Consider the following 22,314-nt stretch of genomic DNA (forward strand, 5'->3'; position numbering starts at 1 on the left):
TGCTCCTGCTGTGATCGACTTCCCCGTAGGGAGGGAGGCATCCATTACATCTCCTCGGGCCGGTCGGCGTCCGGCACGGGCGTGGCGGCGCCGGGCGGGTTGGCGGAAAGGAAGGCGGGAGCACTGTGCCGGCTGAAGCAGACCTGGCGGGTCAAGTCATCGACCGACAGCTCCCAGGCGGGGCCGGCAAGGGTCAGCAAGGCATCGCGCAGCATCAGCGGACCCAGGCGCAGGTGTGCGGCGGGCAGCGGCAGCGCGTAGAGCGCGGCGGCCTCGGCCGCATCGCAGAGCCGGTAGCCGGAGCGCAGCAACACGTGGCGCATGGCATCGCCCACGCTGGCATCGAGCATGGGCGGAATCGAGACCTCCACCGCCTGCTGCAAGAGATCGCGCTGCGCAGGTTCCGGCACCAGCTCGACCAGGGTGTAGCGTCCGTAGCGGGCCACGGGGATCAGCGTGGGTGCTATGGCATCGGGCGGTACCCTGACCGCCTCTTCCACGAGTGGCGGGCTCGGCGGCGCCGCGGTGGTGGCACATCCGGAGGCCAGGACGCAGACCGCCAGCAAGCCGGGCGCGACCGGGCGGCGAAGGAAACGGTTGGACAGTCGCATGTGACGGCTCCCTGGAACGTGGAACCGTCACCATCGCCGCGGCAGGTATTCGCATCAGCAAACAAAGGGAACCGCGATTCAACCGACTTCCTGGATGGCGGATGGTCAGGCGCGGCCTCCCTGGGGATTCAGGGAAGCGGCTGGCGAAGCCGGGTGAGCAATTTGTTCGCGTTAAATCACGAATAATGATATGTTGCGCGAAACGCTTGAGGAAACTCCATGGCCGCCCCCAGCCCCTTGTCTGCCGTACTCGACGCGGCCGAACGTTCCGGCAAGCTGAACCTGCGCACAGAGGACATTCGCGCAGAGCTGCCTGGCGTCAGCCCAGCAGCACTGCACCAGGCACTGCATCGGCAGCAGCGGCGTGGCCGGCTCGTCCGCCTGTCCCGCGGCTCGGATCACTGGCTCATCGTGCCCCTGCAGCACGCCGCCTCCGGTGCCCCACCCCCGGAAGCCTGGCTGGACCGCTACATGAGCAAGACGCTGGGTGTTCCCTATTACGTCACGCTGCTGAGTGCCGCCGAAACCTATGGAGCGTCGCCTTACGCGGTGATGGTGACGCAGGTGATGGTGCCCGAACGTCGGCGTCCCATCACGGTCGGTCGCCACGAGGTGGTGTTTCACACCCGCGCACGGATCGAAGACATGCCGACCCGCTGGCACGAGACGCCGGACGGGCGCTTCAAGGTCGGTACACCGGAACTGACTGCGCTGGAACTGGTAGAGCGCGTGGCCCTGGTCGGCGGCATGGCCCGAGTTCGAGAGGTACTGCGGGAGTTGTGGGTGTCCTGCACGCCGCAGGGGTTGATCGAGGCGCTGAATGCCCTGCAGGAAGTCCCGACCGCACAACGTCTCGGGGCCTTGCTTGCCCTGGAGGACCAGGGCGCCCTCGGGTCGCGGGTCGCCGAATGGTTACGCGACAAGGCGCTGCGTCTCATCCCCCTGGAGCGAGGACAAGCGCCGGATACATCGTCTGAAGTCGATACCACTTTCAAGGTGCGACTGACCTTTGATGCCAGGAGCGCCAATACATGATCCAGCATGCCCACCTGACGGCCTGGCAGAGCCATGCGCCGTGGCCCAAGCGCAGTCAGATCGAGCAGGATCTGCGGCTATCCCGTGGTGTGGCGGCCATCTTCGCCGATCCTGTCCTGGGCGAACATTTGGCGATGCGCGGTGGCACGGTCCTACACAAGGCGCACCTGGCACCGGCCGCACGCTATTCGGAAGACATCGATCTGGTGCTCGTCAAGGCGATGGATACGGAAACGCTGGATCAACATCTGCGCCGCGTGCTGACGCCGGTGCTGGGACAGCCGGCCGACTCGCTGATCGCCGACGCCTGGCTGGCGATTCGCAACGTACTGCGGCCGTCGAAGATTCTGCGCACCGCCTATCGATTCGTGCCAGTGGGCCTGCGGCGCGAGGAAACCATCAAGGTCGAGGTCAACCTCAACGAAAGCGCGTCGCTGTACCCGCTGGTTGGCGTCGAACTGGACACGCTGGACGAAGAAGGCGAGCGCATTCGTGCCGTCGTGCGCTCCTACGACATCAATGAAATGTTGGGCACCAAGACGCGGGCGTTGATGCAGCGCGAGCAGGGACGCGATCTCTTCGATCTTTTTCATGCCTGGCAACTCAGTGAGGCGGGTACCACCCCCTATCCGGTGGACGGCGCCATGGCGATGGAAGCCTTCGCCTGGTATCTGGACAAGGAAGGAACTCGAATGGACTGCGACGAAGCCAATGCACTGCTTGATGCCAGGCTGCGTAAGGCGGCCTTTCGTCGCGACATGGACACGCTGTTGCGGCCGGGATTGCCCAAATTCGATGTTGATCAAGGTGCCGTAATTGTGCGGGCGGCTTATTTCAAGCACTTGAAGCCATAGTGTTATGGCACGGGAGATTAGGTTCTCTACCGAGTTGCACGAAGCATTGAACGACCTTTCACGGCGACCGGAGGCCGAAATAACCGGGGACATCAGCATGCCATGGCTGCCTTGGAATGCTTGCGACGCGATGTCACTGGCAGCAAAGATATGCTCGGGCAAACGCATCAGCAAACAAGGGGAAGCCTATGCGCCTTGGCCAACGCGCAGTCAGATCAAGCAGAACCTGCGCCCGCCCCGAGGTGTCGCCGCCGTCTTCGGCGACGAAGTACTGCGCGAGCAGACGCTTACAGTGGTTGCACCAATTTGGCCAAATGAATCGAACTGATTATGAGTGATGATGACGCTGGCGCAGCACCAATAACCATCGACAAAGTTCGAGCATCAAAGGCGGGCCATGCCTTTCATGAAGCTTGGGCCGCGCGCTCCGCTCTTGAACTCCTGCCGCCGTCGACCGACCTTACCGCTATCACGCTCGAGGGTTTCGATGAGCGAGACGAACAGAGCTTGGGAACTGGTGCGGTCGAGATTGCCGATCTCGTCCGGTACCACGGCGCCACCGATGTTGCCCGGGCGCATCGAGTCACGGTCGTTCAGTTCAAATACTCGATCGCAAGCGCCGACACGGCAGTGCGAGCTGCTGACTTGGCATCAACTCTTGCCAAGTTTGCCGCGACCGATGCCGAGCTTCGGGCGATGCATGGGGATGATCATGTTCTCGCCGTGGTCCGGTATGAATTTGCTACGAACAGGCCCATCCACGAGAACTTGGGGAAGGCGATCGCAGCGGTTGTCGCAGGCACGCAAGAAGCCGGTGATGTAGCCCGCCAAGCAGGCCAGATCAGTGAAGCTCTGAAAGAGTATCCCCATCCCTTTGCAGACCTACTGCGGCGAATGGAAATGGTCGGTAGCAAGGGAAGCTTGATAGAGGCTGAGCGTGCGATTTCAACAACGCTCGCCGCATGGAGCGAGCCAGGGGATCCGGATGCGGAGAAACGCCTGCTGAAGTTGCGGAATCTCATCAGGATCAAGGCCGGTCCCGGTAGCGAGACGGACAAACGCGTTGACCGGGTAGCGGTTTTGGCTGAGTTGGAAGTGGAGCACGAGGATCGGCTGTATCCCACGCCCGACGCGTTCCCCGAGGTTGAGGTAGTCATTCAGCGCGATGTTCTTGGCGACATTGCGACCCTCGCCCGTGAAGCTGGTCTTCCTCTCGTTGTCCATGCTGCGGGCGGGATGGGCAAGACTGTCTTGATGCAAGGCCTCGCCGACCGATTGCGAGCCGATGGCCCCGTGGTGCTCTTCGATGGCTTCGGCGCCGGTCGCTGGCGGGATCCTGCTGACGGTCGGCACCTCCCGGAAAGGACGCTTGTCCACCTTGCCAATCTCATGGCCGGACAAGGCCTGTGCGACATTCTGTTGCCAGTGGCGGACGTTACGGGCTTGCTCAGGGCATTCCGCCGACGGCTCGCTCAATCGGTGGAGACGGCTCGGCGAACTCGCAGCGATGCATGTGTATCACTAGTGCTCGATGCGATCGACCACGCCGGGCTTGCCGCGCGGGAAACCGCGACATCATCCTTCGCACACCTTCTCATGCGCAGCATCAGCGTAGAGCCAATCGACGGCGTTCGCATCGTCGTATCGTGCCGGACTGAACGGCTCGCGCTGGCAACCGGCGATACCTCGCATCGTCCTTTCACAATTCCACTGTTCACTGACGCGGAAGTACGAGCCCTCGTCGAGCGGCGTGTGCCGGATGCTTCGGCCGACGAGATCGCCGCTTTGCTGACACGGTCAGGTCGCAACCCACGCTGTCTCGACAACCTGATCGCGGCCGGACGGCCGTTTGATCCCGTGTCTTTCCCTGACGCCCCGGGAGAGCCGCAAGATCTGCTCGACGTGCTGCTTCGCAAGCGTCTCACCGAAGCGCGCGAAACCGCACGCGCTCGTGGTGCAAGCGATGCGGACATTGACCTCCTGCTCACAGGCATCGCCTTGCTGGCGCCCCCAGTTCCTATTGAAGAGCTTGCTGCGGCTCACGGCTTGATCGCGGAGCAGGTTGAGAGCTTCGCGGCCGACCTCGCCCCCTTGCTTGAGCGAACGCCACACGGCCTGATGTTCCGCGACGAGCCGACCGAAACCCTGATCCGATCGAGCTACGGCGCGAGCCAGGCCGGTCGAGATCGCGTTATCGCCGCTCTCCAAGAACGCCAACTCACTTCAAACTATGCAGCCCGGGCACTGCCCGCGTTGCTCACCTCGCTACGCGATGCCGATCAGCTCATCCAACTCGCCTACGACTTGCGTGTTCCCCGAGGCGCTTCACAGGTAAGCGCACGCGACATCCGTCTGTCGCGGATCACTGCCGCGATAGCGCTGGTGGGAGAGCTGAAGCGGCGCGATGATCTTCTCCGTCTGCTGCTGGAAGCATCGCTCGTTGCCGCGGGCCATGAGCGATCCGACCGCTTCCTATACCAGTATCCTGATCTCACCGCGGTAGCGGGTGACCCAGAAGCCTTGCGACGGCTTTTCGCGACCAATGTTGGCTGGCCTGGAGGGAAACACGCCGCGCTTGCACTTGTGAACGCCTTCGCCGGTGACCGAGACGAAGCCCGTCGCCATGCTCGGCGATCAATCGATTGGCACAATTGGGCCGCGCATAGCAAACGTAGCGCGCGCTTTAGCGAATCGAGCACCACAAGGCAATGGGACGACATTGGCTTCGCCTATGTCGAGATGCTGGCGGGCAATGACGTGCGCGTTGCAGAGTTCTTCGCCCGTCGAGAGGACGGTGTGGCCTTCGCCAAGTTTAGCGACTTGTTCGATCTTCTGGATCGACACCAGTGTTCGGCGCATCCGCCCAAGACGCGCGTCGCAACGCGGCTGTTGCGTTGTCGACTGCCATCTCGCGCACTCTACGCCGCCGCGCTTCCATTCGTCGGCCGTGAACCATCCCACGCCAGAAGGCTTGTCACGGCACTTGCAGCCGCATCTTCTGGGACTGGCAAAAGCGAAGCCTTGGCGATGGCCAGCGTACTGGCATCGGCCCTGGCGATAGTGCTCGGCATGGAGAAAGAGGCAGCAAGCATCCTCGCTGGAGCTGCACTTACACCACCAAGCGTTTATGACTATTCCAGTCACTATCCGAGCGACCGTGCGATCCACGTGACCGTACTGGCCGCCGGTGTTCGAGCCGCCTTGAGCCGGAAGCGCGCCGCCTTGGCTGACATAGCGCCAGCGGAATTCATCGGGTTGGTGCCTGCAAGTGCTCGATCGCGGGGCGCAGCAACCTTCAGTCGGGTGCTTAACCAGAAGCTAGCGGCTCCCAAGTTCGATGGAACTCGGCACCGACGGAAGAGGCGCAATGAACTCGACGAGGAAAAACGATCAAATTACTCGCGTGCGCTTGGCAGCCGAATCCTGCCGATGCTGAACTATGCGCAGGATGTCGCCGACATCATTCGACCGCCAAATGGAAAGGCGCGGGACGAGATGGTGGCCGCGGCCTTTGACCGACTTGTCCATGAAGTCGCGCAGTCATCCGACTATCCGTATCGGGACGGGAAGGCATATCTCGCGCGAAACGGCTTCCGAGTGATTTTCGACCTTGCTGACTCGTTAGGTGCGCTCAATGCCGCGATGGCGAAGCGCATGGTCGAGTGGGCAGCGAGCGCGCCGGGCCTATTCACGCCGGAACTTACCCAGGCGGTTGCTCGACTATCGCGCCTCCCACAGTGCCATGATGCAGCGCTCCTCCTTGCTGGCCATGTCGAGCGCAAGATCCAACTCGATACCGATGTCGGATCCCGCATCTCATCCTACGGTGACCTCGCTCGCGCAGCCTGGCGAGTGAGCACCGAAGAGGCTGCGGCCTATTTTCGCCGTGCGCTCGATCTTGCCGAGGCCATTGGATCGGATGACTTCGATCGTACCAATCACTTGCTGGAGCTGACCGGCCACTATTCGGGTCCCGAACTTTCGCCGGCGGCGGTGCACACCCTGGCGCGTATCCTCGAACTGAATCAGAACGAGGATGGCAAATTCCCCTGGACGGAGTACGCGAAAACGATGGTGCCGATTGCTGGTCGGGCGATGTTGGCTACGTTGGCACGGCTGGATGATCGTGACGCTGCTCGGCTCGGACTGTCGCTCGGCCCAGCGTTAACTGTCCTCGTTCGTGATTCGAAGCTTTCAGTTGAAGCCGCCGTCGCGCTATTTGGTTTGGCTGCTCCAGTCGAAACGTGGACGTGGCACATCTCGGGCTTCGCGTCAGAGGTCATTGGTCGCCTACCTCAAGAGCGGCGGGAATGGTTCTTCGACCTCCTTCTGGTCGAGATCGATCGTGAGGATCAACTGTCTCCCGCACGGGAGACGATCGAAGGGCTACATGACCTCGCTGAGCGCAGTCTTCCTGCCACTTCTCATGCTCGAACACGAATTGAGGGCCTGCTCACTCGCCTTGGACCCCAATCCGAATCGCGAACGGTCATCTCCCCGTCAACCGCGATGGAGCCGCCGGTCGTCTTCCCGGTGGACCTCACGGACTCGGACGACATTGACCGCCAGATTCTCAGCGAGGAGATTGATCAGTCGGGACGGCGCTGGCCGGTTCGGACACTGATTGATCTGGCCAAGCGAGCAAACTCTCCCGCCGAACGCCTCGGGTTTGTCCGCGCGGTCGTTGAAGCAACCGCTGCCACGCTTGCCGACAAAATCCACGCGCTGGACGACTACTTGGAGGAATGGGGTAGGTCGTCGGCGGCTATGCGCGATGCTCTGCCTGACTTGGGACTGCGCCTTGCCACCAAGCACGCCGCCGAACTTGCCAGTTCAAGCACCGACGCGTGGGGCAACTGGCGGGGGCTGGAGCAGCATTTTCATGCCGACCGTGCAGTTCTTGTCGAGCACGTAGTTGCAGCGCTCCGGAGCACCGCGGACAGTCTTGGTGGTAATGCCTGGCTCGCACTCGCCGCGAGACTGGCGTCTGACGTCAGTGCCAGCGCCATTGCGGAAGGCCTCGAACGGTTTCTGGCGAACACAGATGAAAAGCTGCCGTCCGAAGTGGGGGACGGGCCGTGGGACGCGCGTTTTACGGTTCCGTCTGACGAGGCGACATTCGTGGCGGGACTCGTGTGGGCGAGGCTCGGCCATCCCATCGCAGCAATGCGCTGGCGCGCAGCCCATGCGGTGCGGCGCCTGGTGGTGGCCGGACGGTTCGATGTCATTGAACGACTGATCGAGCGATTCGGGTCTGCTTCGAGCTTGCCGTTCGGCGATGTGAAGCTGCCTTTCTACTTAATGCATGCGCAGCTCTGGCTGTTGATCGCACTCGCTCGCGTAGCGAAAGACGCTGCTTCCGCGTTTGCCTCCCATCGCGCGTTCTTCGAGCGAATCGCCTTTTCCGCTGAGTTCCCGCACGTTGTCATGCGTGCGTTCGCGATAGACGTACTTCGCGAGCTTGCGCCTGCACTCGCACCCCAAGAGCGCGAAGCTCTGATCGCCAAGCTTGGCCTCGCAAACCGGTCGCCCTTCCCATCGGCTCCTCGAACCGACTACCGCGAGTTCCGGTATGCGCCTAGGCCAGACGCCTCGCCGCGCCCAGAGGATGGCTTCCACCTCGACTACGACTTCAACAAATATCAGGTCGAGCGTTTGTGCCACGTCTTCGCTTGTCCAGGCTGGGAGGTGGAGGACCGCATCAGCGCGTGGGTGCGGCGTTGGGACACAACCGTGCGAGGAATGCATGATTACCCGCGTGGCAGAAGCGATGACGCATCTTGGTCTTCGGGGTATGTTCCGGATCGAGATCCGTACGGGGGATATCTCGGATGGCACGCACTCATGCTTGTCGCCGGTGAGTTGCTGGCGACACGGGCGGTTGTCGGCGAAGACTGGGGCGGTGATGCTTGGGCCGCGTTCCTGGGGGAGTACACGCTGTCAAGAAGCGATGGTCTCTGGCTTGCCGATCTCACCGATCCGTTTCCGCTCGACCTTACCAAGGAGGCGGACATGCCTATGCCGGAGAGCGGTGAGAGAGGCACCGTTCGCGAAGACAGCAATCTGCTGGCACCGTTGCTCGGCTTACTGGACGGCAAGGCGGCGACGGATTGGCTTCCGGTCGCAGGACGTTGGTCGATCGGGCGAGACACAACTGTCACGCTTCAAAGCGTACTGGCGAATGCCGGCGATGCGCGAGCGGTGGTCTTGACCGTGCTGTCAGCTGAAGCATTCTTTAGATGGTTGCCGGACGATGAAGATGAGATTGCCCGTCACTTCGGCGGCGACGGTCACACGGTTCAGCCATGGGTCGCAAAGACACCGAACACCGAGCGCCAGCTCGATCGGCATGATCCTTATGGTGCCGCCACCGCACTCGACAGGCCTTTCCCATCGGATTGGACGCGAGAGCTGTTGGGGACAGTCGCGGATGATGAGGTAGTCCGCAGTTGGTCAATCGGCGGGAGAACAGCGTATCGCGCAGAAGCTTGGGGTGCTGAGGGCGGACGGGGTGAATACGCCTGGAGCGAGACTGGGTACCGCTTGTTCGTCGGTCGTGACGCATTGCTTTCCCTGCTCAAGGTGTCCGAGCGTAGTCTTGTCGTCGCACTCACGCTCCAGAAATACCATAAAGGGAAATCGAGCGGACGTGCCGGAGACTCCAGCGGCTTTACCCATCGGTCGCTGGTGGTTGTCATCGATGAACGTGGCCAGATTTGGTCGCCGCGAGGCCTCTCTCGACAAGCCAAGGGAGCTCTTGCGACGCTCGACCCCGATCAGCGACGCGATTTCTATCCGCGGTTCCGCGCAATCGCGGGCCTGCCCGATGAGCGGCGCCGTCGGCGCGACAACCTACTGGATCTCGACGGCATTGACTTGGCGTTCATCAAGAATCCGAATGGAAGTTAACCGGCTCACTGCCGACCGATACTGAAATCCGGTCGTATGACCGCTGTGGCCGAGCAAGAGACGCCCTCGTGGCATCAGCCTGAACGACCGCGGTGGGTCGATTGGAGTCCCTCATTCCCGGCTCCAATCGCAAGTTGAACGAGTAAAAAACAGCGGCCCCCGAAGGGGCCGCGAAAGCTCGTCGAACTCAATGCACCAACTGCCGAGCCAGTGCCACCTCCACCGAGTCGCCATCCTGGTTCAGGACATCGAGCCCGGATTCAGGAACGTCGCCCGAGGTGGATTGCGACACCATGATCTTCCGGGCCATCAGCCCCAGGCAGGTCATCTGCGAGGAGTTGGCGTAGCCGAGGTAGATCACGCGCACCGGCTGCTTCTGGCCGATGCGCCAGGAGCGCCGGGCAGCCTGCTGCAACGAATACACGTTGTAGCCGGACTGGAGGAACACGATGGTCGGGAACTCCAGCAGATCCAGGCCGGTTTTCACCAGCTCGGGATTGGTGATGAGCACGTCGATGCCACGGTCCAACTGCTCGGCGATCCAGTCCTCACGGCGGGAGGCATCCACGCTCGCGCGCAGCACCGCCACCTTGAAGCCTTCCTGCTCCAGCAGCACCTTCAAACGCGACGTGGTGTCGCGCGTGCCGGTGTAGACCGAATAGACCAGGGTCTTGCGACCTTCTGCCTTCTCTTGCTTGCAGATCTCGATCAGCTCGCGCTCCTTGGGCATCACCTCCAGCTCGTTGAACTGAGCCGGAACGAACGCCAAGGTGTTGCGCGTGCGCGGATGCACCACTGTCTCCGACCGGAAGCAGCAGTCCGGCCAGGCCAGCAGCACGTTGAGGACTACACCGAGCAGCGTCGTGTCGCGCTTCGCCAGGGCCTGCTTCAGCTCCTGGGTCAGCCGACCCGCCAGATCGCGGTAGGCCGCGGCTTGCGCCGTGTCCATCGCGACTTCGCGGAACTCCTCGTCGTAGGGCGGCAGCACGTTGCCACCGATGTCCTTCAGCTTGAGGAAGACTGTGAACGGCAGGACGCAACGCAGCACGCCCTTGGGACCGAACCCCGGCGCCTTGACCGTTCGCACCGATACCTTGGTGCCCTTGGCCGTCTTGTGCGCCGTGCCGGTGCTCTCGGAATAGATGTCCTTGAGCACGCCGTGATCGCGCATGAACGCCATCGCGGCCGAGGTCATGCTGCCGCTCTTCGTCGGCCGGTAGCCGTCTTCTATCATCCGCCCCGGCAGGGCTCGGAACAGCAGGTGGAACAGGTCGTCGCCGTAGCCGCCCATCAGTGTGCCGGTGAGCAATAGCGTCTTGCGCGCCTTGGCCGCCAACACCCCCATGGCCTGGCCCTGAGCGGAGCCGCCGTTCTTGTACTCGTGCGCCTCGTCGGCGATGAGCAGGTCGAACGTGCCTTGGGGAAGCTGCCTCTTGATGAACTCGGAAGGCTGGTAGCCGCCCTCGCCGAAGCCGAACTCCATGTTGGCCATCGCGCGTTCCATGCGATGGGCTTGCCGGTCCGAGAAGACCAGCTCGCCGTTGCCATCCATCAGGTTGATGAACTCGTGGATGTTGTCCCCGAGCATCGACGCAAGGAAAGCGTCGCCGAACTTCTGCATCAGCTTCTGCGCGGTGACTTCCCCGATGGTTGGAATACGCTTCAGCGCCTTGAGCACGGTCGAGGACTGGTCGCTGGCGGACAGGCCTCTGGGACGGATCAAGGACCACAGCGGTGCATGGCAGTGGCTGCACTTGCGGCGGGACTCTTCGGCTTCGAGTTCGACCGGGTTGATCGGCTCGCCGTCGAGGTCGGTGATGACATGCCCGCAATCCGGGCAGCCCCCCACGTCGCCGTGAGGAGTGCGCCGTCGAACGAAGACAGGTTTCCAGTGGAACCCCATCCGCATCCGCACGCGGCCCAGGACGAAGAACTCCTGGCCCTGGGCCGGCACGCCCAACTGCTCGCGCAGTTTCAGCAGCTTGACCAGCGTGTCCGGGCCATTGAGCACCCAGACCTTGGCACCGGCCACCGTCTCCTGGATTTCGCGCCGCCACTTGTAGACCAGGTGGGGTGGCGAGAGCACCAGGGTGCGGCGGTAGCCTTCGGCGTTGAGCACGGCGGCGGTGGCAATACCCACCGTCGTCTTGCCGCAGCCCATCTCGCCGTTGACGATCGCGGCGCGTTCGCCGCGGTCGACCAGCAGCTCGGTGACGGCATGGACCACATCGGCTTGCGCGGGGAACAGCTTGCGCTTAAGCGCGGCGAGGATAAGTTGCCGATGCACCCGCACCTGGCCGGTGTAGACCGGCGGATTGGCACGGTTGAGCGAATCGAGCAACTCGTCGCCGAACTCCGTTACGAAGTCCTGCAGGCTGAGCGTGAGGGGTGAAGCGGCCGCTTCGAGCAGGTCGCCCTGCACAGCGGTTTCGGGAACGGTTTCGAGATCGAGGGACATGGTGATGCTCCAAGGCAATGGGGCATGTCACCTCCCTCACGGGGCGGTGACATGCCCCTGGGTGGGAAGAATGAAGCGGCGCGAGACCGCGGGATGCGGATCAGTATTCGCTGGGCAGCAGCAGCGTGGTGACGCTGCGATCCCATTCAGTGATGATCCAGAGCTTCAGGTCGCGCGTGACCTGGTAGGACGAGAACAGACGATCCTCACCGGACTTCAGCGCGGCGTCGTTCTGCCGTCGATCGCTGTCGTCCAGGTCGCCCCAATCGCCATGAAGATGGCGGCGCAGGTACGGCGAGGGGTTGAGCCGGCCCTGTCGGACCAGCTCGTCGACGCCGGCGGTCATGACCACCTGCCCTGGCGAAAAGCGTGCTTGTGACGCGAGGTTGAGGACTGCGAGTGCCATGGTGGTTTCTCCTTCTGGAAGAAGGGGCCACGGCACCCCATCGGGGCAACGTGACCCCGGTGGGTGGATGAAAGCGACGGCGAACCGTCAGGGAACAGCGATCAGCGGATGGTCAGCACTTCGCCCCACGTAGGCGAGCCCAGCGTCAAGTCCCATGCACGAATGACCGGCACGAACTTGTCGGTGAGGATGCGCGTCTCGGCCACGGAGCCGTCGTCGCGTTCGGTGTATTCCGTCTGGAGGGTCTTCTCCTTGTGGGTATCACCTTTGACGACGAGCACGCGCCCGCTCTTGGACTTCACTACGCCAGAGATCGCGCCTGCGGCCAAGGCCAAGGCGAGATGCCAGTGCGACAAGGCCCGCGCGGGCGGACGCAGCGATTGCTGCGCGGCGCCCAGGTGCGTATCGAGCGCCGGCCAGAGACCTTGCAGCCGGCCGACTTCATCGGCGAACTGCTCGGGCTCCATCGTCACGCGATAGAAGTGCTCCGGCTCGGCCGGGCTGGCAGGGACGGTGTACGGCAGGAACGGCCATTCGAGCGGCAGCTCCTCGGCTTCGGCGTCGCCCTGTCCGATCTGCAGCAGCAGACCACGCACGGCCTTGACCGACTCCGACGCCTGGTCGCGCTGACGAATCCTGCGGCCGAAGATCACCACCTGCTTGAACTGCGTTTCCACCGCACGGTAGATGCGTAGGTCGGCGAAGTGGCGCGTCAGCCATCCGACCAGCTCGGGGTCGAGCACGTAGGACGGCACGATGAAGATCAGCACGCCGTCGTACTGCAGCAGCGGCAGCGCGCGCTGATAGAAGAGCTTTTCCAGCCGCGCACGGCCCTGGCCCTGATAGCCGATGTTGCCGTTCACGTCCTTGCTCAGGTCGCCATACGGCGGGTTCAGCCACAGCAGCCCGAAGGACTGGCGCGAGATCAGTGTGTCCATCAGGTCACCGTGGATGCAGCGATCGACCAGTTGCCGTGCGTGGCGGGCACGCTCAGCGTCGTACTCGACGGCGAAGGCCTGGACCTGCTCGCGCCCGAGGGCGTGGGCGGCTTCGGCAATCGCCACGCCTTCGCCGGCGCAGGGATCGAGGATGGACATGGAGCCGGGAGACGGCGCCAGTGCGGACAAGGCCCGCTCCAGCGTCGGCTCGTCGGTGGGGAAGTAGCCGTTACGGATGAAATTGCGCGCCAGGCGCGGAAACATGAGTGCCATGGATTTCTCCTGATGATGGATGAGGGAAGGCGGGCACGCGCGGCGCGCATGCCCGTGGGGATGGCTCACGCCACACGCCGAAGCGGTGCGTTCGCGGCCAGTTCGTACTGCGTGGCGCCAAGGGTGCCGTTGCGGATCAGCTCGCCCAACGCCTTCGTCAGCGCCGGGACATCGAGGGCCAGCCGATGGCCTTCCAGCGGCCCGAGGGCCAAGGGAAGACCGGTCAGCATCCGCCGTGTCTGCAACAGCTCCAGCACGGTGTCGCGCCAGTGGTCGAGCAGTGGCAGCGGGCAGGTGTCCTGCACCAGCGTCCACAGCCGGTCGAGCCGGTGAGCGGAATCCCTGGGCAGAAGCGCCAGCGCGCTGGCGTTGGCCTTGTCTGGCTTCACGCAGCGACGATCGAACAGCCACACGTTCGTCAGCGAACCGAACAGCGTTCGCCGATAGGCGCGGGTGATGCGCTTTTCCAGGTTCTCGACGTTGCCGACGAAGACCGAGATGGATGCGCCCTGCTCGGTGATGACGTGGAACTGATCCAGTCCCTGTTCATCCCGGCCGAGGGTCAGGCGGGCGAGGAACTCCTGAACGGCGGTGTCGCGCGCCCAGATCGAGAGAAAGACGAGATTGCCCTGCTCGTCACCGACGCAACCGTCGGCCATGAGGTCGGGGCATTCGTCGATGCGGTACAGCGGTTTCGCGGAAGAAGGTGCAGGCATGGTGATGTCCTCTTGGAAATGAAGGAGCAACCACAGCCCGCGGGGCCGTGCTCGCCCCGGTTGGGTGAAGGAAGATGCGTGCCGCTAGACAGCGCGCCCCGCGTGGAAGCGGTGAACCCGCTCGCGCCACTCGGGGCTTTGCACCGGCGCCATGTCGAGATAGCGCAGCGGGCACGAGTAGTAGTACGGATGCACGGACTCATCGAGGGACTTGTAGCCCCAATCGCCGCCCGAGCTTTCCAGCAGATGGCAGCCGATGTAGCAGACGGACTCACCGGCCACGAGGCCCATGACGCCCGCCTGCCTGGCGGTGACGCGAACCACGGTCCACAGAACGTCGCCGTCCAGCGTGTGGTCGATGACTTCGCAGCAAGCGTGTTCGGACGCCTGCGGAGCGATCAGCTCGCGGATCAACTGATCGCGCGTCTGACGAACGAAGGTCCAGCCCATGAGGGTCTCCTTGAAGCAAAGGCCGGAGCCCTCCCCGTCGGGGGAGAACCCCGGCGGGTGGCGGAATGCCGCGTAAGGCGGCGGATGGATCAGGCAGCTTTGAGGTGCCAGTCCTGGGACAACGGAGCGAACTCGTAGCCCAGCTTGTCGAGACGGTCGCGCTGCTGACGCAGCACACGACGATCCACGGTCGCATCGAGCTTCACGGTCTCGCCCAGGGGCCACAAGGCACCGAACAGCGCCGCGTCGTCTGCCTCGGCCGAGGCCGCAGCGGACACGGGAGCCGGTTCGCTGCCGAACGGCGTGGTATCGACCAGGGGATCACGCGGACTGCGCGGCTTCGCCTTCGGCTTGGCCGGGGGCGTTGCCGGCACGGGCGCCTGCGCCTCCTCGTCGACCGGATCGACTTCCTGCGGACTCAGCCGGCGGGCTTCGTCGCGGCTCAGGGCGTCGATGTTGGACAGTGTCATCCCGCCCAGATGGGCGCGGATCTCGATGACCATGCGGCCGTTGGCGTTGTACGTGGAGGGGCGAATCTCGACGATGACGAAATCACCGTCGTACTTGCCCTCGCGGTACTGATCGAGTTCGGCGTTCTTCACGACGAACTCGCCGATCGAGGTCGCCAGGCGGCCGACGTTGAAGTCGCCGTTCCTGCCGTGGATGGTCTTGATGGCCAGTTGGCCGGGGATGGTGATCATGAAGGTCTCCTGCTGACGAAGAGAAGACAAGGCCCCGGGGATGGGGCCTTGCGGATCAGAACGACTCGGCAACGGCCAATGCGGGGGCATCGGCAGCGTCGTCGGCAGCATCGGCGTCGGGCTTGGAAGGCTCCGGTGCCGAGGCTTGCTGCGCGGCGGGCGCGTCGGACGTCACAGGGACTTCCGGGTCGCGCTCGTCGGTCTCGGTCGGCTTGGGTTCGGCCTTGTAGACGAGCTTGCCGTCGACCTTGATCCAACTGACGAACAGCAGGCGGGCCTTGAGGCTCACCCCCTGCTCGCCGGCACGCTTGCCCTTGGAGTAGGTGAAGGTGTCGGCCCACAGGTCGCCCAGGCGGAAGCCGATCATCACCTTCTTCTCGGCGTCGACCGCCTGAATGCAGCGGCGCACCAGGTGCTGCGCTTCCGAACCCGATACGCGCGTGTCGAAACGCACATACGAGACGTCATCGCTGGGACCGTTCAGAGCCGCGATGTCGCAGGCCAGGAACGCATCGCCTTTCTTGGGCTTCACTTCGCGGATGCGATTGAGATACCCGAGGCCGGTGATGTGCAGATCGAAGTAGGACTTTTCGGTGGAAGTGGTCATGGTGAATCTCCTGGGAACAATGAGGCGGAGACACACCCGACCCAAGGCGGGGAAGGTGTGGAACCCCCGCGTGGGTTGATGGAACAGCTTGGTGGCATCGCCATCGAGAACCGATGGCCGTTCGCGCATGGATGCCGGTGCGAACTGGTGTGATCAACGCGGTCGGAACCGCGTCGCAGCCTTGAAGATCGTGGCTGCCTGGGCATGTCGCTGACGGACGTCAGCGGAACATGGCCGGAAGCGTGGCGCCGGGATGGCGCGCGGGCGAGCGGCAATCGGCACTCGCGGCTGTCCACATTGCCGGGAAGAAAGAGGCTCCCGGAGCGGGGGCCAGGGATGGGCGGTCAGTTACCGCTGGGCGTGGGAAGAACCGCCTGCAGCGACAGGTGTGTCGTGGTAGCGGACACGTCGAGGTCGTCCTCGCTGCGCAGGATGCGCGCAAACACGCCCTCCTGCGGATCGAAGAACTCGCCAAAGTCATCGCCGCCGAACTCGGCACGCGCCAGTTCCCACCAGTCGTCGAAGCCATCGACATCCGGGTTGCAGCCGGCGGCATAGGCGATGGTCTTCTGGCGACCATCGGGTCGGCGCTCGCCGCGCTCGGCCAGGAAGTACACGCCCTGATCCTTGACCAGGATGACGCGGCATTGATTCGCCACCGCTTCGGCGAGCACGGGCCGCAGCTCCGTGCCTTTGAATCGAACAGTCATGGGTGTGATCTCCAGGGGGCAGGAAGAGAGGCTTCCCGCCGCGAGGGCGGGAAGCTGCTGAGAGGTCAGTGCCGGACAGCCTTGCGACTCGACAGGCACTGCACGCGGATGCGCCTCCAGCTCCCGTCGTCGATCAGCCGTTCCAGCGTCTCGCCGAGGATGTCGAAGAACACCTCATCGACCCGTTCAATCAGCTCGCCGTCGCGGTGCAGCTCCACCGCGTAGAGGTCGAGGCCACGCTCATACAGCACGGTGACGCGACCCTGGAACTTCATCGTGGCGACGGTGAAGCCGATGGCCGGTGGCGTGCGGATGATGTCGGCGGGCAGCGGATCGACCCAGGTGATGTCCCGCGCACTGGCATCCACCAACAGGTGGGTGATGCGCCGGAAACCATCGGGAGCGGGCAACTGCTCCAGTTGGACGATCAGTTCCTGCAGCTCGGGGCAGCGCGGCTCGGGGATCGGCAGCTTCGCCGGTGCGGAACCGAGCACGAACCGCTTCACCGTGTAGGGCTGGCCGTCGGCGGTGAACTCGGTCTGCTCCTCGGGCGTGTCCGCCCGCTGACCGTCGAAGCGGCGTCTGACATAGGGTTCGACCTGCACCTTGGCGCCCTCGTCGGGCACTTCGGTCACGAGGGTGCGATCGAGCACCGCGAACTCGGCCCGTGCCGTCTTGACGATGATGGCCTCGTCGGTGGTGGCGATGACCTTGCCCTCGAAAGGCTTCGGGTCGATGTGAAAGCCCAGCGTCGAAACCTTGGGCTGGCCGTCGAAGATGTTGAACTTGAACGAACGGACGTTGGAAGGCACATGACCGACGACGAGCGTCGGCATCTGTGCGCGGATGGCTTGGGTATCCATGGGGAGACTCCTTGTGGCAACCAAGGGACTCCCGCCCGCAAGGGAGGTCGATCCCTTGAGGGTGAGGTGGATGGACGCGGCATGCGTCCGGCGAAAGAAACGACCAGCGCGGCGGACCGCACCGCAGTCTCGAAGGTCTCGACTGCCTGGGCATGCTGCCGGCAACGCCAGCGAACATGCGGCCAGCGTGCGGCACATGGCGGCGGCCGTCCGCCGGGAATCGGCAATGCGCCGGCACCGCGTTCCGCGAAAAAGAAGAGCCCCGACGTGGGGGCTCGAATGGGTTGCGGGTTACTCGTCGTCGTAGAGCGTCAGTCCGTCCAGCACGGGCGCGTCGGCATCGAAGATCAGCAGCCGCACGTCGGCGAGCGCAGCCAGGTGCAACACTTCCACGAGGGACTCCGGCATGCCCTTGGCCCGGTGCTCCTGCCGCAGCTCTTCGGCGGTGATGCTCTCGACATGCTGCAGGTTCGCATCCGTCCAGGGCGTGGCGATCAGCTTCATGCCGACCGCCGGGCTGTAGGGAATGCGGAAGGCCACGAACAGAAAACCGCTCGGCGTGGCGATGTCCGCCAGTTCGGCGAGGAAGCGACCGGCCTCCTCGGTGATGTGCGCCGAACTGATTTCCCAGGCACGGCTGTAGAACCCGGTCTCGAAGCGCAGGCGGCGTACCACCTCGCGCGCGGCTTCCTCGGAGTAGGTATCGCCGACGTGCAGCGGCTGGCCGGCTTCTTCGGCCATGACGGCGTAGACGAGGTTTCGGGCGATGCCGTGGCTGGGGCACTGCGCGTCCAGCTCGGGCGGCACGTTCTGGCCCTCGGTGATCAGCGCGAAGTCGTCGCAGAAGACGCAGGCATGGCGCTCGACCTGGCTGTCCGGCAGGTGCGACTGCGAGATGTGCAGCGGCAGATAGCTCAGCGGGCAGTCGTCGTCGTAGGAAATCGCCAGCAGCCGTTGCACGGACAGGCCATCGTAGCCGCGGACGAAGGGGTTTTTGAAATGGGACATAGGATTCCTCCAGCAGAGGATGGCCGAGGCAATCCCCTGCCGGGGATTGAACCCCAGCGAGTGGATGAAGTGGCAGCCAGTCAGCAGGCCGCGGCGTCGGGCCGCCCTGGTGGCGGGCGGTGCAGGTCAGTGGAAGATGGTGATTCGGGACATGGCCGCTCCTGCGAAAAGAAGGAGGGACATGGCCCCGAACGGGGACGCATGTCCCTCGTGGGGTGGGATGAAAGAACGGTGGGTTGCCAGGCGCGGCTCACCAGCCGTTGTAGTGCAGCGTGAGGTCGGCGATGACCTGGCGCCGTTCCAGATCGAGGCCGCCGAAGTCGGACAACCCCTCGAAGCCGCAACGCTTGAGCATCGCGCCGCCCTCGCGGGAGTTGTAGAAGCTCACCATCGCGGACAGGAACATGCGTTGACCGCTGCTCAGCACACCCAGGGCGTCGTTGAGCATCAGCATGTTGGGCCGCAGGTCCCACTTGGTCGTGGCACGCTGCAGACCTTCGCGTGTGCCGTCGCCGAACCACTCGTGGCCGGCGATCTGCGCGCCGCGCTTCCAGGCCTCGAAGAAGGCTTGCGGTGCAGCGTCGAAGTGCGCCTGTTCCAGCGCCATCTGATCGAGCACGTCTTCGGGTAAAGACAGATTCATGAGAGAACTCCTTGAAGGGTGGGAATCAGGGGTGAGCGCGCTGTGTCCAGGCATGGGTATCCAGGGCACGCTGTGCTGCGAGGTGGGTCGGGAAATACTCGACGGACTCCCGCGATACCGGGCCTTCGTCGTCTTGCGTGCCGATGTAGTGGCCGGCCGCGCTGCGCAGCACCTGTAGCGGCAGACGCTTGCCGGTCCAGGCCAGCGCCAGCGCACCACTGCGTACTGCGGTTGCAGAGGAAGATGCGGAAGGTTCAGACATGCCGTGCTCCTTGGTGGGTCGAGGAGCACGCATCCCGTAGAGGATGGAGTTCCCCTCGGGTGGTTGAGAAAAGTGCATCGTCGCCAGGCCGGCGAGCGTCCGCGGTGGGCGATGCGAAGCGGACTGGATCGGTCAACGCGGCGAACCGCGTTGCAGTCTTGAAGACCGGGACTGCCAGGGCATGCCGCTGACGACTGTCAGCAACGCATGGCGTGAGGATGGGCGCGAAGCATGGCTGCCGTCGCAGGGAAAACCGAATCGCGGACGGTCCGCTTTAGGGCAGGCCCGCGTCACGGGACAAGGCAAGGACCAGGGCGCCGAAGGCCACGCGGGCCTTCGGCTGGAGAGGAAGGAAAACCACCTGTGGGCTGCGTCAGCGCGGGCCGTCGTCAAAGCCGTTCGCTGCGTCAGCAATCGCACCCGGCCCGTTTCGTGGCTGGGGCCGGAAACCTCTGGCGTGCATCCACACACAAAGGGAGCCCGATGTTTCGCCGGCGGGCACCGGCACGGAATACCCTCGGCCCAAGGGGCCTCCTCACGGCTCGCGCGGCGGCAAGGCGTCAGGAAGCCCCTCATGACCGAGGCAAGGCACACCGATCAAGGGAATGGCGGCGGGCGCGATTCGTGGAGCAATGACCTTCTCGCCCCGTCGCCCGATGGCGGGCAGACGGGGCGCGCACACCGTTGCAGAAGGAGACGCGCGCTTTGGAGTCCCGCGCGGTGCGGGACGTTTGCCTCGCCGCCAGTGAAGTGGCCGGCGCGGCAGGGGGAAGCGAGGATCAGGACGCCTTGGAGGTAGCGCGCCGCTTGCGCGGTGCGCTGCGCCGGCCCGTCGGGGACTCGATCGGCAACGTGCCCTTGCAGTCCGGGTAGCGCGAGCAGGACCAGAACGCGCCGCTCTTGCCCGTGCGCTGCTGCATCGGTGCGCCGCACTGTGGGCAGGCCGGCGTCGGCGGCAGCTTGAGCGAGAGCGTCGCGCCGCGGTACTGCTGCACGAGCTGACCGACCCACACGGACTGCTTCTCGATGAAGGTGTCCAACGCCATCTGGCCGGCCTCGATCATGTCGAGCGCCTGCTCCCACACCGCCGTGGTGCCGGGGTCGGCGATGGCCGAGGGCACCGCGTCGATGAGCGTGAATGCCGCGTCGGAAGCGCGGACGGCGCGGCCTTTCTTGACCAGGTAGCCGCGACCGATCAGACCGTTGATGATGTTGGCGCGTGTCGCCTCGGTGCCGATGCCGGTGGTATCTCGCAGCTTCTGTTTCAGCCGCGGGTCGGTCACGAACTTGGCGACGGTCTTCATGGCCTTGATCAGCTCGCCCTGCGTGTAGGGCTTGGGCGGCAGCGTCTTCAGCGCCTTGAGATCCACCTTCCCGACCGGGCAGGACAGGCCCGCATGCAGCGCCGGCAGCACCTGGCTGCGCTGCGCATCCTCGCCATCGGCATCGTCCGGCCCCGGCGTCGCCAGCACCTCGCGCCAGCCGGTGACGGCGATCTGCTTGCCCACGGCCGCCAGCGACTGACTGCCGCACGAGAACTGCGCCACCGTCCGGTCGAACTCATGGTGCGGGAGGAACTGCGCGAGGTAATGGGCGCGGATCAGCCGGTAGACGGCCAGTTCCTTCTCGTTCATGGCCGACAGGTTGGCGGGCTCCAGCGTCGGGATGATGCCGTGGTGAGCCGTCACCTTGCCGTCGTTCCAGGCGCGCGAACGCTGGTTGCGGTCGAGCTGGCCGATCAAGGGCCGCAGGCTGGGATCGGTGGCGAGCAGTGCATCGAGCACCGCCGGCACTTCCGCGAGCATGCTTTCGGGCAGGTATCCCGAGTCGCTGCGCGGATAGGTCGTCGCCTTGTGCGTCTCGTACAGCGCCTGCGCGATGTCCAGCGTCTCCTGCACGTCGAGGCCCAACTGCTTGGAGCACACCTCCTGCAGCGTGCCCAGGTCGAACGGCAGCGGCGGTGCCTCGCGCACGCGCTCGGTGTCCACCGACACGACCTGCGCATCGCGTGCGGCGCGAATGCAATCCGCAGCCTGCTGCGCCACCGGCTGCTGAAGGCAGCGACCCGCTGCATCGGTGCTGCCTTCGGGCGGTATCCAGCTCGCGGTGAAGGACCGGCCGGCATGGGATAGCAGCACGTCCACGGCCCAATACGGCACAGAGACGAAGCGCGCGATCTCGCGATCACGATCCACCACCAACTTCAGCGTCGGCGTCTGCACGCGCCCCACCGACAGCACGCCGGTGTAGCCGGCCTGCCGACCTAGAAGCGTAAACAGCCGGCTCAGGTTCATGCCGATCAGCCAGTCGGCACGCGAGCGGGCCAGGGCCGAGTAGTACAGCGGCAGCGTCTCGGCGGACGGCTTGAGCGCACCCAGCGCCTTGCGGATCGACGCATCGTTGAGCGCCGACAGCCACAGGCGCTGAATCGGCCCGTGGTAGCCGCACAGGTCGATGATCTCGCGGGCGATCATCTCGCCCTCGCGGTCGGCGTCGGTCGCTATCACCAGCTCGCCCGCCTTGGCGACGAGCTGCTGCACGACCTTGAATTGCGCCGCGGTCGCCGCCTTGGGCTCGACACGCCAACGCTCAGGAAGAATGGGCAGTTGCTCGATGGCCCAGCGCTTGTATTGTTCGCCGTAGCCTTCGGGCGGAACCGCCTCCACCAGATGACCGATGCACCAGGTCACGACGACACCCGCGCCGCTGTAGCAGCCGTTGCCGCGTTGACCGGCACCCAGCACACGGGCGATGTCCTTGCCCTGGGACGGCTTCTCGCACAGGAACACGCGCATGAAGCCTCCTTGGAAATGTGCGGTTCATCGGATGGGCGTCAGCTTGGCGGGGCCAGGAGATGCCGGCAGCAAGGA

Annotated in this window: 18 protein-coding genes; 4 read left to right on the plus strand and 14 right to left on the minus strand. The window is 64.4% G+C overall.

From position 1 onward, the window contains the following. Window positions 1-44: 44 nt before the first annotated feature. Entirely contained in the window at window positions 45-611 is a 567-nt protein-coding gene (gene pilL2, locus NFH66_RS11695; protein WP_349610431.1) for a PFGI-1 class ICE element type IV pilus protein PilL2, read from the minus strand. 219 nt (window positions 612-830) lie between these two features. On the opposite strand from pilL2, the gene NFH66_RS11700 reads away from it, so the two are divergent. From NFH66_RS11700 to NFH66_RS11715, 4 genes are all read left to right on the plus strand, one after another. After that, a complete protein-coding gene (locus NFH66_RS11700) occupies window positions 831-1,646 on the plus strand; it encodes a type IV toxin-antitoxin system AbiEi family antitoxin domain-containing protein (RefSeq protein ID WP_012584753.1) in 816 nt (271 codons plus the stop codon). Beyond that, window positions 1,643-2,500 carry a nucleotidyl transferase AbiEii/AbiGii toxin family protein gene (locus NFH66_RS11705; protein WP_012584754.1) on the plus strand — a complete coding sequence of 286 codons (858 nt, stop codon included), beginning with the start codon at window positions 1,643-1,645 and terminating at the stop codon, window positions 2,498-2,500. Before NFH66_RS11700 ends, NFH66_RS11705 begins: the two co-directional genes overlap by 4 nt. Before the next feature lie 97 nt (window positions 2,501-2,597). Further along, window positions 2,598-2,828 (plus strand): hypothetical protein, encoded by a 231-nt coding sequence (locus NFH66_RS11710; protein WP_349610432.1) that lies wholly within the window; start codon window positions 2,598-2,600, stop codon window positions 2,826-2,828. Window positions 2,829-2,830: 2 nt separating this feature from the next. Next, entirely contained in the window at window positions 2,831-9,409 is a 6,579-nt protein-coding gene (locus NFH66_RS11715) for a hypothetical protein (RefSeq protein ID WP_349610433.1), read from the plus strand. 187 nt (window positions 9,410-9,596) lie between these two features. Here the strand turns inward: NFH66_RS11715 and NFH66_RS11720 are convergent, their stop codons facing one another. The 13 genes from NFH66_RS11720 to NFH66_RS11780 all read right to left on the minus strand — a co-directional run bounded on the left by NFH66_RS11720 (window position 9,597) and on the right by NFH66_RS11780 (window position 22,239). After that, window positions 9,597-11,867, minus strand: a complete 2,271-nt coding sequence (locus tag NFH66_RS11720) for a helicase-related protein (RefSeq protein WP_349610434.1) — start codon at window positions 11,865-11,867, stop codon at window positions 9,597-9,599. 100 nt (window positions 11,868-11,967) lie between these two features. Then, window positions 11,968-12,273, minus strand: a complete 306-nt coding sequence (locus NFH66_RS11725; RefSeq protein WP_023124349.1) for a hypothetical protein — start codon at window positions 12,271-12,273, stop codon at window positions 11,968-11,970. Window positions 12,274-12,374: 101 nt separating this feature from the next. After that, the gene (locus NFH66_RS11730; protein ID WP_031754999.1) at window positions 12,375-13,484 is read right to left on the minus strand and encodes a DUF6094 domain-containing protein; all 1,110 of its coding nucleotides are present in this window, start codon (window positions 13,482-13,484) and stop codon (window positions 12,375-12,377) included. Window positions 13,485-13,549: 65 nt separating this feature from the next. Next, window positions 13,550-14,200 (minus strand): hypothetical protein, encoded by a 651-nt coding sequence (locus NFH66_RS11735; RefSeq protein ID WP_034031706.1) that lies wholly within the window; start codon window positions 14,198-14,200, stop codon window positions 13,550-13,552. An 84-nt stretch (window positions 14,201-14,284) separates the two neighbouring features. Continuing rightward, window positions 14,285-14,650, minus strand: coding sequence for a hypothetical protein (locus tag NFH66_RS11740; protein ID WP_023434578.1), 366 nt, complete (start codon window positions 14,648-14,650; stop codon window positions 14,285-14,287). Window positions 14,651-14,739: 89 nt separating this feature from the next. Next, window positions 14,740-15,351 (minus strand): DUF3275 family protein, encoded by a 612-nt coding sequence (locus NFH66_RS11745; RefSeq protein ID WP_053461227.1) that lies wholly within the window; start codon window positions 15,349-15,351, stop codon window positions 14,740-14,742. Between the two features lie 55 nt (window positions 15,352-15,406). Further along, window positions 15,407-15,958, minus strand: coding sequence for an STY4534 family ICE replication protein (locus tag NFH66_RS11750; RefSeq protein ID WP_023124352.1), 552 nt, complete (start codon window positions 15,956-15,958; stop codon window positions 15,407-15,409). A gap of 344 nt (window positions 15,959-16,302) precedes the next feature. After that, on the minus strand, window positions 16,303-16,668 hold the full coding sequence (locus NFH66_RS11755) for a DUF3085 domain-containing protein (RefSeq protein ID WP_164926434.1): 366 nt from the start codon (window positions 16,666-16,668) through the stop codon (window positions 16,303-16,305). 65 nt (window positions 16,669-16,733) lie between these two features. Beyond that, entirely contained in the window at window positions 16,734-17,531 is a 798-nt protein-coding gene (locus NFH66_RS11760) for a GTPase (RefSeq protein WP_349610435.1), read from the minus strand. 291 nt (window positions 17,532-17,822) lie between these two features. Continuing rightward, window positions 17,823-18,539, minus strand: coding sequence for a DUF5983 family protein (locus NFH66_RS11765; protein ID WP_211926046.1), 717 nt, complete (start codon window positions 18,537-18,539; stop codon window positions 17,823-17,825). A gap of 250 nt (window positions 18,540-18,789) precedes the next feature. Then, entirely contained in the window at window positions 18,790-19,182 is a 393-nt protein-coding gene (locus NFH66_RS11770; RefSeq protein ID WP_003141051.1) for a hypothetical protein, read from the minus strand. Between the two features lie 25 nt (window positions 19,183-19,207). After that, complete coding sequence (locus NFH66_RS11775; protein WP_010792170.1) at window positions 19,208-19,444, minus strand: hypothetical protein; 237 nt, start codon at window positions 19,442-19,444, stop codon at window positions 19,208-19,210. Between the two features lie 779 nt (window positions 19,445-20,223). Then, a complete protein-coding gene (locus tag NFH66_RS11780; RefSeq protein ID WP_349610436.1) occupies window positions 20,224-22,239 on the minus strand; it encodes a DNA topoisomerase III in 2,016 nt (671 codons plus the stop codon). Window positions 22,240-22,314 lie beyond the last annotated feature (75 nt).

Source organism: Halomonas sp. H10-9-1, assembly GCF_040147005.1.
Classification (GTDB): Bacteria; Pseudomonadota; Gammaproteobacteria; order Pseudomonadales; family Halomonadaceae; genus Halomonas.